Origin of the sequence: Mycobacterium sp. 852002-53434_SCH5985345, from assembly GCF_001667155.1 — a bacterium.
Lineage (GTDB): Bacteria > Actinomycetota > Actinomycetes > Mycobacteriales > Mycobacteriaceae > Mycobacterium.
Map to the genome: position 1 here is coordinate 1 of NZ_LZIE01000013.1, position 14,504 is coordinate 14,504.

General features: G+C 70.2%; 14 protein-coding genes. 3 read left to right on the forward strand and 11 right to left on the reverse strand.

What is annotated here, in order from left to right:
* Nucleotides 1–150: 150 nt before the first annotated feature.
* Entirely contained in the window at nucleotides 151–1,314 is a 1,164-nt protein-coding gene (gene glgA / locus A5756_RS01875) for a glycogen synthase (protein WP_066946049.1), read from the forward strand.
* 22 nt (nucleotides 1,315–1,336) lie between these two features.
* On the opposite strand, the gene A5756_RS01880 is transcribed toward glgA, so the two are convergent.
* The 7 genes from A5756_RS01880 to A5756_RS01910 form a co-directional block, all read right to left on the reverse strand.
* Nucleotides 1,337–1,510 carry a DUF3117 domain-containing protein gene (locus tag A5756_RS01880; protein WP_003878471.1) on the reverse strand — a complete coding sequence of 58 codons (174 nt, stop codon included), beginning with the start codon at nucleotides 1,508–1,510 and terminating at the stop codon, nucleotides 1,337–1,339.
* A gap of 202 nt (nucleotides 1,511–1,712) precedes the next feature.
* On the reverse strand, nucleotides 1,713–2,291 hold the full coding sequence (locus tag A5756_RS01885) for a DNA-3-methyladenine glycosylase I (protein WP_066946051.1): 579 nt from the start codon (nucleotides 2,289–2,291) through the stop codon (nucleotides 1,713–1,715).
* A gap of 2 nt (nucleotides 2,292–2,293) precedes the next feature.
* The gene (locus tag A5756_RS01890) at nucleotides 2,294–2,641 is read right to left on the reverse strand and encodes a DivIVA domain-containing protein (protein ID WP_066946054.1); all 348 of its coding nucleotides are present in this window, start codon (nucleotides 2,639–2,641) and stop codon (nucleotides 2,294–2,296) included.
* A 50-nt stretch (nucleotides 2,642–2,691) separates the two neighbouring features.
* On the reverse strand, nucleotides 2,692–3,696 hold the full coding sequence (locus A5756_RS01895) for a glucosyl-3-phosphoglycerate synthase (RefSeq protein ID WP_066946057.1): 1,005 nt from the start codon (nucleotides 3,694–3,696) through the stop codon (nucleotides 2,692–2,694).
* Entirely contained in the window at nucleotides 3,693–4,517 is an 825-nt protein-coding gene (folP, locus tag A5756_RS01900; protein WP_231989134.1) for a dihydropteroate synthase, read from the reverse strand. The genes A5756_RS01895 and folP overlap by 4 nt, the downstream gene beginning before the upstream one ends.
* Nucleotides 4,518–4,658: 141 nt before the next feature.
* Nucleotides 4,659–6,443: a long-chain-acyl-CoA synthetase FadD6 gene (gene fadD6, locus A5756_RS01905; RefSeq protein ID WP_066946063.1), complete on the reverse strand. Its 1,785-nt coding sequence runs from the start codon at nucleotides 6,441–6,443 to the stop codon at nucleotides 4,659–4,661.
* Nucleotides 6,444–6,511: 68 nt separating this feature from the next.
* Nucleotides 6,512–7,075 (reverse strand): TIGR00730 family Rossman fold protein, encoded by a 564-nt coding sequence (locus tag A5756_RS01910; protein ID WP_066946066.1) that lies wholly within the window; start codon nucleotides 7,073–7,075, stop codon nucleotides 6,512–6,514.
* A 60-nt stretch (nucleotides 7,076–7,135) separates the two neighbouring features.
* On the opposite strand from A5756_RS01910, the gene A5756_RS01915 reads away from it, so the two are divergent.
* Nucleotides 7,136–9,253 (forward strand): AAA family ATPase, encoded by a 2,118-nt coding sequence (locus tag A5756_RS01915; protein ID WP_066946069.1) that lies wholly within the window; start codon nucleotides 7,136–7,138, stop codon nucleotides 9,251–9,253.
* 68 nt (nucleotides 9,254–9,321) lie between these two features.
* Here the strand turns inward: A5756_RS01915 and dapE are convergent, their stop codons facing one another.
* Complete coding sequence (gene dapE / locus A5756_RS01920; RefSeq protein WP_066946072.1) at nucleotides 9,322–10,383, reverse strand: succinyl-diaminopimelate desuccinylase; 1,062 nt, start codon at nucleotides 10,381–10,383, stop codon at nucleotides 9,322–9,324.
* A gap of 36 nt (nucleotides 10,384–10,419) precedes the next feature.
* On the opposite strand from dapE, the gene dapD reads away from it, so the two are divergent.
* Nucleotides 10,420–11,373: a 2,3,4,5-tetrahydropyridine-2,6-dicarboxylate N-succinyltransferase gene (gene dapD / locus A5756_RS01925; RefSeq protein WP_156659143.1), complete on the forward strand. Its 954-nt coding sequence runs from the start codon at nucleotides 10,420–10,422 to the stop codon at nucleotides 11,371–11,373.
* A 6-nt stretch (nucleotides 11,374–11,379) separates the two neighbouring features.
* On the opposite strand, the gene A5756_RS01930 is transcribed toward dapD, so the two are convergent.
* The 3 genes from A5756_RS01930 to A5756_RS01940 form a co-directional block, all read right to left on the reverse strand.
* Nucleotides 11,380–12,708, reverse strand: coding sequence for an MFS transporter (locus A5756_RS01930; RefSeq protein WP_082959030.1), 1,329 nt, complete (start codon nucleotides 12,706–12,708; stop codon nucleotides 11,380–11,382).
* Nucleotides 12,709–12,806: 98 nt separating this feature from the next.
* On the reverse strand, nucleotides 12,807–14,216 hold the full coding sequence (locus A5756_RS01935; RefSeq protein WP_066946078.1) for an acyl-CoA synthetase: 1,410 nt from the start codon (nucleotides 14,214–14,216) through the stop codon (nucleotides 12,807–12,809).
* Between the two features lie 28 nt (nucleotides 14,217–14,244).
* Nucleotides 14,245–14,504: alpha/beta fold hydrolase (locus A5756_RS01940; RefSeq protein ID WP_369828583.1), on the reverse strand; the 260-nt coding region annotated here is incomplete at its 5' end.

The window sequence follows — 14,504 nt, forward strand, 5'->3', positions numbered from 1 at the left end:
CCTATCGGCCGTCGCGAGGCGCTGCCAGAGGGACGGCGCTATTGGCGGTGTTCTGCGGCTGTCCGTCAAGGTATTTGGTCCGCCGGGCCGCTCACCGATTGCCCGGCCCCCGACTCGCGCTCCTCGTTGCGACCGAACTACCGTGCGGGTATGCGGGTGGCGATGATGACTCGGGAATACCCACCAGAGGTCTACGGGGGAGCCGGTGTACATGTCACGGAACTGGTCGCCCAGCTGCGCCGATTGTGCGCGGTCGACGTGCATTGCATGGGTGCGCCGCGGCCGAACGCCATCGTGCACCAGTCCGATCCGCGCTTGCACAGCGCCAACCCGGCGCTGTCGACGTTGTCCGCGGACCTGATGATGGCCAACGCCGCGTCGGCGGCCACCGTCGTGCATTCGCACACTTGGTACACCGGCATGGCCGGTCACCTGGCGGCGCTGCTCTACGACATCCCCCATGTTCTGACGGCGCATTCGCTCGAGCCGCTGCGGCCGTGGAAGGCCGAACAGCTCGGCGGCGGCTACCAGGTGTCGACGTGGGCGGAGCGCACCGCGGTGCAGGCGGCGGACGCCGTCATCGCGGTCAGCTCCGCGATGCGCGAAGACATCCTGCGCGTCTACCCCGCCCTGGATCCCAGCGTCGTGCACGTCATCCGCAATGGGGTGGACACCGACGTCTGGCATCCGGCCGGGCCGACGCATACCGGGTCTGTGCTGGCCGAACTCGGCGTCGACCCCGACCGGCCCACGGTGGCGTTCGTCGGCCGGATCACCCGCCAGAAGGGCGTCGCCCACTTGGTGGCGGCGGCACACCAGTTCGACCCCGAGGTCCAGGTGGTGTTGTGCGCGGGCGCCCCCGACACCCCCGAGATTGCCGAGGAAATTCGGTCCGCGGTGGCGCGGCTGGCCCACGATCGGCAGGGCGTGTTCTGGATCAGAGAGATGCTACCGATCGGCGAGATACGTGAAATATTGTCGGCGGCAACGGTTTTCGTCTGCCCCTCGGTGTACGAGCCGCTGGGCATCGTGAACCTGGAGGCGATGGCATGCGCGACGGCCGTGGTGGCGTCCGATGTCGGCGGGATACCCGAGGTGGTCCTCAACGGGGTGACCGGTTCGCTGGCGCATTACGACGCCGGTGACCCGGCGGGTTACCAGACCAGACTGGCCGAAGCGGTTAACGCGCTCGTCGCCGACCCGGAAAAGGCGAGGCGTTACGGCGAGGCGGGACGCCAACGCTGCATAGAGGAATTCTCCTGGGCCCGCGTCGCCGAGCAAACCCTGGATATCTACCGAAAGGTGTGTGCGTAGCCCCGCGGTCCGCTGGCAGGCCTTAGCTGGAGCTCGTGACACCCTTGAGTTCGTCACCGAGGGCGGCGGCTTCGTCGGGCGTCAGCTCGACGACTAGTCGACCACCTCCCTCAAGTGGTACCCGCATCACGATGCCGCGCCCCTCCTTGGTTGCTTCCAGAGGACCGTCGCCGGTCCGGGGCTTCATCGCCGCCATCGAGTGCTCCCTCCAAATTCGAGCTGGTCCGCCGTTGCGGACCTGGTCGGCGCCGAGCATGCCCCGCCAGCGATTTTCCAGCCATACCCGACATCGAACTGCCAAATCACCCCTCTATTGTTCCCTATCCAGGTCACGAGTTGAACAAAGACCCGGTTCTCCGGGCCTGGGGGCCGCTGAACGCCGATTGCCCGGCCGCGTGTCACCGGGGGGAAGGCACCCAACAACCCCGGATATGGTCGTCGACCATGCCGGTCGCCTGCATCAGCGCATAAGCGGTGGTGGGCCCGACGAAGCGGAACCCGCGCCGCTTGAGCTCGCGCGCCATGGCCTTCGATTCCGGTGTCGCCGAGGGAACTTCGGAGCCATCCGCCGGCCTGGGGCGCGGTGCGGGCGCAAAAGACCACAGCAGGTCCGCGAGCTGCGCCGAGGTTCCCAGCTCGGCGGCGGCACGCGCGTTGGCGATGGTCGCGTCGATCTTGGCCCGGTTGCGCACGATTCCGGTGTCCGCCATCAACCGCTGCACGTCCGCATCGGTGAAGCCGGCGACCTGCTCGAAATCGAACCCCGCGAATGCGCGCCGGAAGTTCTCCCGTTTGCGCAAGATGATCAGCCACGACAGCCCGCTCTGGAACGCCTCCAGGCTCATCCGCTCGAACAGCGCCACCCCGTCGTGCACCGGGCGGCCCCACTCCTGGTCGTGGTAGTCGCGGTACAACTGGAAATCAGGTCCGGGCCGAATGGCCGCCCAGCTGCACCGAACCAGCCCGTCATCGCTCACATCTAGTCCTGACGATCCTCGCCGTCCTCGGGTTCCACGGGTTGGGAATCGTCCTCGGCGGCCGCGGGGGCGGGCACGGCGGCGAGCTGGCCGCGTAGCGCCTCCAGCTCTCGGGCGAGCCGGTCCAGCACCCAGTCCACCTCGCTGGTCTTGTATCCGCGCAACGCCTGGGTGAACTTGACTGCGTCGACGTCCGCGCCGGTCACCCCGTAGGCGGGCAGGACGGTCGCGGTCGTCCCGCGGGGCAGGGGCGGCAGCTGCTCGCCGCGACCGAACAGCAGACTCGCCGCGCCGAACAGCACGATCGCCACCAGCACCAGCACCACCAGGTAAAGCAACACCAACGCCACGTCGTCGATCCTGCCCTATGCCACCGACAGCGCGACCACGCAGCGCGGCTTTAGCGCGGCCTCAGGACCTTCATCGGCGGACGGTCCGCCAGCGACACCGGCGATGTGTGCTGGGCGTAGCTCTGACCATCGGGCCCCTCGGGGCCAACGGCGAAGAACTGCGTCAATCCGACCCCGGAATCGGGAATCCCGCAGCGCGAGAGCAGGGTCGCGATGACCTGGCGGCTCATCGCACCCAACTCGGCCAGCGGCCGGTTGCGGTGCGCGCGCACTCCCAAGTTGACCTGGGCGATGGCGCCCAGGCCCAACCGGTCGAAAGTGTCCAGCAGCAGGCCGATCTCGACGCCGTAGCCCGGAGCGAACGGCACCGACGTCAGTAATTCGCGGGTCGCCGCGTACTCCCCGCCGAGCGGCTGCAGGATGCAACCCAGCTCCGGCCGCAGCGCCGCGAGCAGCGGCCGGGCCACCAGCTCGGTGACCCGCCCCCCGCCGGTGGCGCCCGCGGCGCCCCCGACGTCGCCGACCTGTAGCGGCCGCCGGTAGAAGCTCTTGACCAGGCGGACGCCGTCGCCCATGAGCAGCGGACCGACCAGCCAGGGCACGAACATCGGGTTCGGGTTGATCAGGTCGGAGTCGACGAACACGACGATGTCACCGCTGGTCGCCGCCAGCGAGCGCCACAGCGCCTCGCCTTTTCCGGGCCGGATCGGCACCTCGGGCAACGCCTGCTCGCGGCTGACCACCCGGGCGCCGGCGGCGACGGCGCGGATCTCGGTGTCGTCCGTCGAGCCGGAATCCAGCACGATCAGCTCGTCCACCAGCCCCCCAGAGCCTTTGACCAGGGGCGAGATGCTTTCGACCACGGATTCGATGGTTTGTTCTTCGTTGAGGGCCGGCAGCACCACCGAGATGGTTCGCCCCGCCTTCGCGGCCTCGAGCTCGGCGACCGTCCAGCTCGGACGGTTCCAGCTGCGATCGGACAGCCAGGTATCACCGGGCCGGGCGGCCAGCACCGCGTCGTCGGTGAGGTCGCCGACCAGGTCGGATGCCGTCATGCCAGCCCCCTCACCGTGCGGGCCGGCGGGCGGGATCCCTGGATGGAGGCCACCATCTCCAGCACCCGTCGGGTAGCGGCGACCTCGTGCACGCGAAACATGCGGGCACCGGTGGCGGCCGCCAGCGCGGTGGCCGCCAACGTTCCCTCGAGCCGCTCGGTCAATTCCACCCCCAAAGTCTCCCCGACGAAGTCCTTGTTACTCAAAGCCATGAGAACGGGCCATCCGGTGTTAACAAGATCGCCCAGGTGGCGCAACAGCAGCAGCCCGTGGAAGGTGTTCTTGCCGAAGTCGTGGGCCGGGTCGATCAGCACCCGGTCGCGGGCCACCCCGCAGGCGACCGCGCGCTCCGCGGCGCCGGTGACCTGGCGAATAACGTCGTCGACCACGCCGCGCGTGGTGGTTCCGTAGCTCACCCGGAACGGTCGCGTGCGGGGCAGCGCCCCGCCGGTGTGCGAGCACACCAGGCCCGCACCGAACTCCGCGGCGACCTCGGCCAGGCCCGGGTCGATGCCGCCCCAGGTGTCGTTGATCAGGTCCGCCCCGGCCGCGCAGGCCACCCTGGCCACCTCGGAGCGCCAGGTGTCGACGCTGATCAGCTGGTCCGGATAGGCGCCGCGCAACCATTCGATGAACGGGACCAGACGGGTCAGCTCGGTTTCGGCATCGACCTCCTGGCCCGGGCCCGCCTTGACCCCGCCGACGTCGATGACGTCGGCGCCCTCGGCGATGGCGCGGTGCGCTGCGGCCCGGGCGGCCTCGTCGCCGAAGGTCGCACCCTTGTCGTAGAACGAGTCGGGGGTGCGGTTGACGATCGCCATGATCAGCGGGCGATCACCGGCGACCGGACGGCCACACAAGGTCGATTGCACTTGTCTATGGTGCCTGGTCTGGTCCGCGAGCGTGCGGCCAGCCGCACACTGGACGCCGAACGTGCGGCAGGCCGCACACTCGACGCGGGCTCAGCCCTGCGGGCGCTTCCCGTCGGCCACTTCGTCGGGGTATTCGTCGTAGTACGGCACGTAACCCTCGTAGCGGCCGGCCAGCACGTACAGCGGGTCCTTGATGTCGGGCCCGTAGGCCTGCTCGCGCAGCTCCACCTTGCGGCTCTTGAACGTCGTGGTGTGCTCCAGCGACTTGACCACCCGCACGAACAGCGGCAGCGCGTAGGCGGGCAGCTGGCCGTACACGGCGCGGGCCAGCGACTTGCCGTCGAACTCCGCGCCGTCGCGCAGCTTGACCGCGGCCATGCCGGCGCGGCCGCCGGTGCGGGGGATTTCGACCCCGAACACCGTGCATTCCTCCACGGATTCGTCGGACGCCAGCGCCGCCTCCACCTGCGTGGTGGCGACGTTCTCGCCTTTCCATCGGAACGTGTCGCCGAGGCGGTCGACGAACGCGGCGTGCCCCATGCCCTGCGGGCTCATCACGTCACCGGAGTTGAACCACACGTCGCCCTCACGGAACGCGTTGCGCACCAGCTTCTTTTCGCTCGACTCCTTGTCGGTGTAGCCGTCGAACGGCTGCAGCCGATTGACGCGGCTGAGCAGCAGGCCGGGCTCCCCGGGGGGCACCCGGCGTACCCGCCCGTCGTCGTCGCGCAACGGGGCGCCGGTGTCGGGGTCGTACTCCACGTAGGCCAACGGCATCGGGAAGACGCCGGTCGTCCGGGGCACGTTGAAGACGTTGATGAACGCGGTGTTGCCCTCGCTGGAGGCGTAGAACTCGCAGACGCGCGGGATGTCGAACCGATTCGTGAACTCGTCCCAGATCTCGGGTCGCAGCCCGTTGCCGGCGATCACCCGCACCTGGTGCGCTCGGTCGGTGGCCTTGCGCGGCTGGTTGAGCAGGTACCGGCAGATCTCGCCGATGTAAATGAACGCCGTGGCTTCGGCGGCGATGACCTCGTCCCAAAACTTCGACGCCGAGAACGACTTGCCCAGCGCCAGCGTCGCCCCGGAGTTGATCACCGACGACAGCGCAACCGTCAGCGCGTTGTTGTGGTACAGCGGCAGGCAGCTGTAGAGCGTGTCGGAGCTCTTCAACCGCAGCCCGATTCCCCCGAACGCCGCGAGCGCCTTCAGCCACCGCAAGTGGGTCATCACGCTGGCCTTGGGGAATCCCGTTGTGCCCGAGGTGAAGATGTAGAACGCGGTGTCCCTGGCCTGCACGGCCGATACCGACGCGGGGTTGGTGGCCGGGGCGCTGGCGGCGAAGCGCTCCAGGTCCTCCACGGTCATGGTCTCGGTGTCGCCCGAGCCGCCGCACTCGGCCACCGCGCTGACCAGGTCCGTCTCCGCGACCAACACCTTGGCCTTGAGCAGGCCCAGGCTGTGCGCCAGCACCTCACCGCGCTGGTGGTAGTTCAGCATCCCGGCGACCGCGCCGCACTTGACCGCGGCCAGCATGGTCAGCACCGCGTTGGGCGAGTTGCGCAGCATGATCGCGACGACGTCGCCGTGGCCGACGCCGTGCGCCGCCAGCACCGCGGCGTACCGGTTTGCGGCGGCGTTGGCGTCGCGGTAGGTCAGCTGCTGGTCGCCGAACCGCAAGAAGATCCGATCGCCGTAGCGGGCCGCGCGTTCCTGGAACACCGTTCCGATGGATTTCTTCGAACCCGGCTGGGCCAGCAGGCCGGTCATCGCCCCGCGCATGATCACCGGCATGTCGGCCAGCAGGCCCGGCGCCCGAGATGCGATATCGGTCAGTTTGACCGCCGTGCGCGCTCCGCCGTCGTGATCGGACAAGTCATCCCTCGTTTCCTGTAAGCAACTCGGCGGACAGCCTAGTAGGGATCACCAGATTGCCGGCGGGCTCAATCGGGCGCACACGCCTCCACGGCGGCGCTCACCTTGTCGACCAGCATCAACCGGTCCATCGCCTGCTGCGAGATGTACCCGCTGTCGAGCAGTCCGCACAGCCAGAGCCACAGGCCTTCGTAATGCCCCAGGGGATCGAGCATGACGACGGGTTTGCGGTGCAGGCCGAGGTAGCCCGTGGTCCACGAGTCCAGCAACTCGTCGAGGGTGCCGACGCCCCCGGGCAGCACGATGAACGCGTCGGCGCGCTCTTCCATCACGTGTTTGCGCTCATGCATCGTCTCGGTGACGATCAGCTCGTCCGCTTCCGGGTCGGCGATCTCGACGCGCATCAAAACCTGCGGGATGACGCCGACGGTCCGGCCGCCGCGGGCGCGCGCCGCGGTTGCCACCGCGCCCATCGCCGACACCCGGCCGCCGCCCCACACCAGCGTCCAGCCGCGCTCGGCGATCGCCTCGCCGAGTTCGGCAGCGACCGCGAGCAATTCGGGATGCTCCGGGCCGGACGCGCAGTACACACACACCGCCCAGTCGCCTGACGACTCGCGTTCCGAGCGCATACAACGAAACGTAGACCAAGCTTGCTGCGTGCCGCACACCGCGCGCAATAAAATCCGGCGATGCCGATTCGATGGAACGTTCCCCAGCACGCGTCGGCCCTCGAGCGGCTCAACGCCGCGCTGACGGACGGGCGGGGCGCCGCCGTGCTGGGGCCGGACGGCTGCGGCAAATCCACGTTGGCCCGAACGGCCGCCGAAGGCTTCGGCCACCGGCACCCCGGCACGCGCATCCGCTGGGTCACCGGCACCCCGACCGAACGGGCGGTGCCGTTCGGCGCGTTCAGCCACCTGGTACGGATCGCCGACCTCGGCAAACCGGCCGCGCTGTTGCGCGCGGCCCGGGCGTCGCTGGACGGTGACGACCTGCTGCTGGTCGTCGACGACGCCCACGACCTGGACATCCTGTCGGCCACGCTGGTGTACCAGCTCGCGCTGGCGGGCTCGGCCAGGATGATCGTCACCGGCCGCGCCGACTCGGCTCCCGAAGCCATCGCGGCGCTGTGGGCAGACGGGCTGCTCCCCCGGATCGACATCGAACCGCCGGGCGGGATGACCACACCGGCCGAGGTCGACGCTTTCCTCGCCGAAATGCCACCGGGGGCCCGGTCGGTGCTGGACTATCTCGCCGTCGCGGAGCCGCTGTCGCTCGCCGATCTGAGCGTCCTCACCGGCGCGGACGCGATCGGCGAGGCGACGGATTGCGGGGCGGCGGAAACGCGGGCGCGCGGCGGAGCGTCGGACGACCCGGTGGTGTACACGGCCCACCCGCTGTTCGCCGAGCGAGCGCGGGCCGCGCTCGGCGGCGACGGCGCCCGGCAACGACGCACCGAGTTGGTGCGGCTGCTGTCGCAGCATCCGTCGGACCACCTCAGCGACCGGCTCCGGTTGGCGGCCCTCGCCCTGGACAGCGACGCACGCCAGCCGACGGCCGAGGTGGTCGGCGCCGCGCAGGAGGCGCTGCGGCTGGGCGACCTGGCCCTCGGCGAACGGTTGGCCTCCTCCGCGCTGGAGCGCTCGGGCGGGTTGGCGGCGCGGCTGGCGCTGGCACACGCGCTGGCGTGGCAGGGTCGCGGCCGCGAGGCGGACGCGGTGCTGGCCGGCGTGGACCCCGCCGCGTTGACCGAAGCCGCCCTGATGGACTGGACGCTGTTGCGCGCGGCCAACCAGTTCTGGATGCTCAGCGAGCCCGAGCGGGCCACCGCGTTCTTGCGGACGATCCGCAATCGCGTCTCGGATCCGGGCGCGCGCACCACGCTGGACGCGTTGAGCGCCACGTTCGCGATGAACGCCGGCAACGTCGGGCACGCCGTGAAAGTCGCGGACGAGGTGCTCGCCGCCCCAGAAGCCGACGACCAGGCGGTGGCGTGGGCGGCCAGCGCGGCGGCGTTGTGCGCGGCGCGCCAGGGCCGCTTCGGCGACGTCGAGCCGCTGGCCCAGCGCGCCCTGGCCGCCGAACATCCCGGGTTGCTGCGCTTCACGATCGGGCTGGGGCAGACCACCGCGTTGTTGATGGCGGGCCGGCTCGACGCCGCCCGCGAACTCGCCCAGCAATTCACCGATTTCGCCGAGTTGCAGCAGCCGGGCCGCGCGATCGGTGACGTGCTGCTGGCCCACGTGCTGCTCGCCGACGGCGAATTCGCCCAAGCTGCAGCGCTCCTCGGCCCGGCGGCCGCAACGTTGCAACGCACCGGCTATTCGTGGGGTCCGCTGTCGTTGACGCTGCTGGCCACCGCGCTGGCCCAGCAGGGCGATATCGCCGCCGCGGGAAAGGCGTTGGGCCGGGCCGAATCCCGGCACGGAACCAAGTCGGCGCTGTTCGCACCGGAACTCGGTGTCGCGCGGGCATGGCGGCTGGCGTCGATGCGCGACGGCCACGGCGCGGTGGCGGCCGCCCGTGACGCCGCCCGGATGGCCGAGCGCGGGGGGCAGCGGGCGGTGGCGGTGCGCGCCTGGCACGAGGCCGTGCGGCTCGGTGACATCCGAGCGGCGGATCCGCTGGCCCGGCTCTGTGACGAGATCGACTGCGCCGCAGGGAAACTCGCACTCTCCCACGCCCAGGCACTGGCGGCCGGCGACGGCGCGGCGCTGCTGACGGTGTCGGGCGACCTGGCGGAGGTCGGCATGCGCGCGGCATCCGCCGACGCCGCCGCGCAGGCGCAGCGCTGCGGGGCCGCCTAGCCGCCCAGCGTCACGCCAGCGTGACCGGCGGCGCCGAGCGTCACGCCAGTGTGACCGGCCGGCGAAGACTAGCCCAGGTAGCCGCGCAGCATGGCCACCGCGGCGGTGATGTTGCCGACGGCGACGCGCTCGTCGCGCGTATGCGCGAGGTTGGGATCGCCCGGCCCGAAGTTCACCGCTGGTATGCCCAACGCGGCGAAACGTGCGACATCGGTCCACCCGTACTTCGCCCGGACCTGCCCCCCGGCCGCCTCGACCAGGGCCTTGGCCGCGGGCTGGGACAGCCCGGGCAGCGCGCCCGCGGCCGCGTCGGTCTGCTCGATCCGCACGTCGAGCCCGTCGAACACCTCATGCACGTGCTCGAGCGCCGCGGCCACCGACCGGTCGGGGGCAAAGCGGAAGTTGACCGTGACCGCGGCCGCGTCGGGAATCACGTTGCCCGCCACGCCGCCGTCGATGCGCACCGCCGACAACCCCTCGCGATATTCGCAACCGTCGATATCCACGGTGCGGGCGGAGTATGCGGCCAGCCGATCCAGGACGGCCCCCAGCTTGTGAATGGCGTTGTCGCCCAACCATGGTCGCGCCGAGTGGGCGCGGGTGCCGGTGGCCGAGATCACGACGCGCAGCGTCCCCTGGCAACCGGCTTCGATGTAGCCGCCGGTGGGTTCGCCCAGGATGGCCACGTCGGCGGACAGCCAGTCCGGCAGCTCACGCTCGATGCGGCCCAAACCGTTTGCCGCCGCCTCGATTTCCTCGCAGTCGTAGAACACCAGCGTCAGGTCGTGAACCGGCTCGACGACGGTCGCGGCCAGATGAAGGAAGACGGCGTCACCGGATTTCATGTCCGCGGCGCCGCAGCCGTACAGGTCGCCGTTCACGCGGCGGCTGGGCAGGTTGCCGGCCACCGGGACGGTATCCAGATGCCCCGCCAGCAGGACCCGCGACGGCCGCTGGTGCCGGGTGCGGGCGAGCACGGCGTTGCCGTTGCGAACGATCTCGAAGCCGGACGTCTGGGCGCGCAGCGCGGCCTCCACTTCGTCGGCCAGGCGCGCCTCGTCTCGCGATTCGCTGGGGATGTCGACCATCGCAGCGGTCAGCTCGATCGGATCCCCGCGCAAGTCCAGCACGGGTCCCAGGTTATCCGCTGCCGAGCGGCAAGTAACCTGACCGCCGTGACTTCAGCTGTAGGCATCGGGCTGGCGACGCTGGCCGCCGACGGATCGATCCTCGACACGTGGTTCCCCGCACCGGAACTGACCGAATCGGGCACCGGTGGCACGTCGCGGCTCGCCCTGTCGGACATCCCCCCGGAGCTGGTCGCACTGGTCGGCCGGGACGACGACCGCGGCACCGAGAGCATCGCCGTGCGCACGGTGATCGGCTCGCTCGACGACGTGGCCGCCGACGCCTACGACGCCTACCTGCGGCTGCATCTGCTGTCGCACCGGTTGGTGGCGCCGCACGGGCTGAACGCCGGCGGCTTGTTCGGGGTATTGACCAATGTCGTGTGGACTAACCGCGGACCGTGCGCGATCGACGGGTTCGAGGCGGTCCGGGCGCGGCTGCGGCGGCACGGACCCGTGACCGTCTACGGCATCGACAAGTTCCCGCGGATGGCCGACTACGTGGTGCCGACCGGGGTTCGCATCGCCGACGCCGACCGGGTGCGGCTGGGTGCCCACCTGGCGCCGGGTACCACGGTCATGCACGAGGGCTTCGTCAACTACAACGCCGGCACGCTGGGTGCGTCGATGGTGGAGGGCCGCATCTCGGCCGGCGTGGTGGTGGGTGACGGATCGGATGTCGGCGGCGGCGCGTCCATCATGGGCACGCTGTCCGGGGGCGGCACGGAAGTCATTTCGATCGGCAAGCGGTGCCTGCTCGGCGCCAACGCGGGGCTGGGCATCTCGCTGGGCGACGACTGCGTCGTCGAAGCCGGCCTGTACGTGACCGCGGGCACCAAGGTCGCCACGCCCGACGGCCAGGTGCTCAAGGCCGCCGAGCTGTCCGGCGGCAACAACCTGCTGTTCCGCCGCAATTCGGTCAGCGGCGCCGTCGAAGTGGTGCCCCGCGGTGGTCAGGGCATCGCCCTCAACGAGGACTTGCACGCCAACTGAGCGCAGCTATACGTCGGCGGCGACCTTCTCGGCGGCCGGGGCGGCGCGCAGCGCCTTGCCCATGGTTTCTGGCAGCAGATACACGGAGACGAAACTGGCCACGACCAGGGTGGCCATCATGAGCCCGATCGCCCAGCTGCCGTAGGTGGCCAGCAGCGTGCCGGCGACTAGCGGCGGCACGGCGGCGCCGAGAATGCCGGCCAGGTTCATCGCCACCGCCGCTCCGCTGTAGCGGTACCGGGTGGCGAACAGTTCGGGAACGAACGCCGCCGTCGGCCCGTTGGCCACCGCCGCGGCCGCGAACATGCCCAGGACGGCGACCGCGTACAACACCGGCTTGCGGGTGTCCAGCAGCGGGATGACCGCGAACGCCCACGGCAGGCATGCCGCGAGCCCGCATAGCATCACCCGGCGGCGGCCGACCCGATCGGAGATCCACGCCGAGAACGACACGCACGCCATGCTGGTCAGGCCGCCCAGCGCGCCGACGCCCCAGATGAAGCTCCGCGAATAGCCGAGATGGTTGTGGGCGTACATGACCAGGAAGGTGTTGCCCAGGTACACGAAGCCCATGCCGCCCAGGAAGGCGCCCGCGACGAGCACGATCTCGCGCCGCTGGAACCGCAAAAGCTCCGCCAGCGGCGCCTTGGGCAGCTCGTCGCGGGCCTTCTCCTCCACGAACAGCGGGGTCTCGTCGATGTTGAGTCGGACGTAGAGGGCGATACCGATGAGCGCGCTGCTGATCAGGAAGGGCACCCGCCATCCCCATTCCATGAACGCGGTGCTCTTCTCACCCATGGTGAGGTCGACGGCGAGAAAGGTCAGGCTGGCCAGGATCCCGGCGGTGCCACCGCCCAACAGGGTGAACATGCCGTACCAGCCGCGTTTGCCGGACGGCGCGTACTCGGCGCTGAGCAAGACCGACCCCGCCCACTCGCCGCCGACCGCGAATCCCTGTAGCAACCGCAGAACGATGAGAATCAACGGCGCCGCGATGCCGATCGACGCTGTGCTGGGGACCATGCCCACGCTCACGGTCGACGCGCCCATGATCAGCAGGGTGGCGACCAGCGTCTTCTTGCGGCCCAGCCGGTCCCCGAAGTATCCGAAGACGGCCGCGCCCAACGGGCGGGACAGGAACGCCGTCGCGAACGTCGCCATGGAGGCGATGGTGGCCAGCGTCGGGCCGAGGCGCGGGAAGAACACGGTGGGAAACACCAAGGCGGCCGCGGTCCCGTAGATCAGGAAGTCGTAGAACTCGATGGCCGAGCCCACGAGACAGGCCGCCGCTATCCGCCGCATGGGAGTGGTGGCGACGGTGCCCGGCTCACCCATGGGCGCCGCTCACGGTCCGGTTGCGTCGATACACGGTTACGACGGTAGGTGAAGCTCCGCGGTCACGCTCTTCGCTGAAGCTGGCAACTTGCTGCGTGTCAGCCGTCGGCCAGCAGCTGCTTTTTGAGCACCTTGCCCATCGCGTTGCGGGGCAGTGTGTCGACGAGGCGGACCTCTCGAGGCCGTTTGTGCACCGAAAGTTCTTGCGCGACGTGGTTGATCAGGTCGTCGGCGTTCAGGCCTTCCGCGCCGACGATGAACGCGACGATGCGCTGGCCCAGATCCTGGTCCGGCATGCCGACCACCGCGGCCTCCCGCACCCCGGGATGCCCGAGCAGCGACGTCTCGATTTCGCCGGCGCCGATCCGGTAGCCGCCGGACTTGATCAGGTCGACCGACTCGCGGCCCACGATGCGGTGCATGCCCCCGCCGTCGATGACGGCGACATCGCCGGTGCGATACCAGCCGTCGGCGTCGAACGCCTCGGCGGTGGCCTCGGGGCGATTCAGGTAACCGTCGAACATCATCGGACCCCGAACCTCAAGCTTGCCAACGGTTTCCCCGTCGTGCGCCACCTCGCCGCCGGTGTCGTCGAGCAGCCTGGTCTGCACGCCGGTGAGCGGTAGGCCCACCCATCCGGCGCGTCGCTCGCCGTCCGCGCGGGTCGACAGCGTGATCAGCGATTCAGACGCGCCGTACCGTTCGAGGGGCCGGTGCCCGGTGAGCCGGGCCAGCCCCTCGAACACCGGCACCGGCAGCGGCGCGCTCCCGGAGACCAGCAGCCGCGCCGGGCGCAGCGCCCGGGCGGCGGCCTCGTCGGCCACTACCCGTGACCACACGGTCGGCACCCCGAAGTACAGGGTGCCCCCTGCGTGGGCGTAGCCCGCCGGCGTCGGTTTTCCGGTGTGCACGAAGCGATTTCCCACCCGCAGCGACCCGAGCAATCCCAGCACCAGCCCGTGCACGTGGAACAGCGGCAGCCCGTGCACCAACACGTCGTCGGCCGTCCACTGCCAGGCCTGTGCCAGGGCGTCGAGGTCGGCCGCGATCGCGCGGCGGCTCAGCACCACACCCTTGGGCAGGCCGGTGGTGCCGGAGGTGTAGATGATCATCGCGGTGGCGTCGGGCGACGGCTCGGCGTAGCGGTGCCAGGAGCGGGCGTGTAGTCGCACCGGGATGTGCGGCAGTCCCTCCAGCTCGTCCGGGACGGGGCCCAGCCAGGCCTGCACTCCCGAATCGGTGAGCATGTGCCGGCGTTCGGCCGCACCCACGTCGGCGGGCACCGGGACGAAGGGCACGCCGGCGATCAGGCACCCGGTCACGGCGAGCACCGTCGCCGCGCTGGGCGTGGCCAGGATCGCGACCCGGTTCGCGCCGCCAACCCGCTCGGCCACCGAGGTGGCGGCGCCGACCAGGTCGCTACGACTCAACACGGCTCCGTCGATGCGTACCGCGTCGGCGATGTCGGTGGCGGTGAGCACCGCGGGATTCAGGGACGCCAGCAGCACGTGAGCAGGCTACCCGGCGGCCGCCGGGTCAGCCCCGCTCGTCCCAGATCTTCATCAGGGTGGACAAGATCTCCTCACCGCGCCCCAGCCCGCCGAGGTGGCTCTCGCCGTGCAACACGAACAGCTCGGCGTCGGGCAGCAACGACACGACGTGCTCACCGTGGGCGAACGGGACGATGTGGTCGCTGTCGCCGTGCCACCAGCGCACCGGGACCTTGACCTCGTCGAGCCGGAATCCCCAGTCCTGGGTGAACAGGATGACGTCGTTGAACGGGGCCGCCAGCTGCT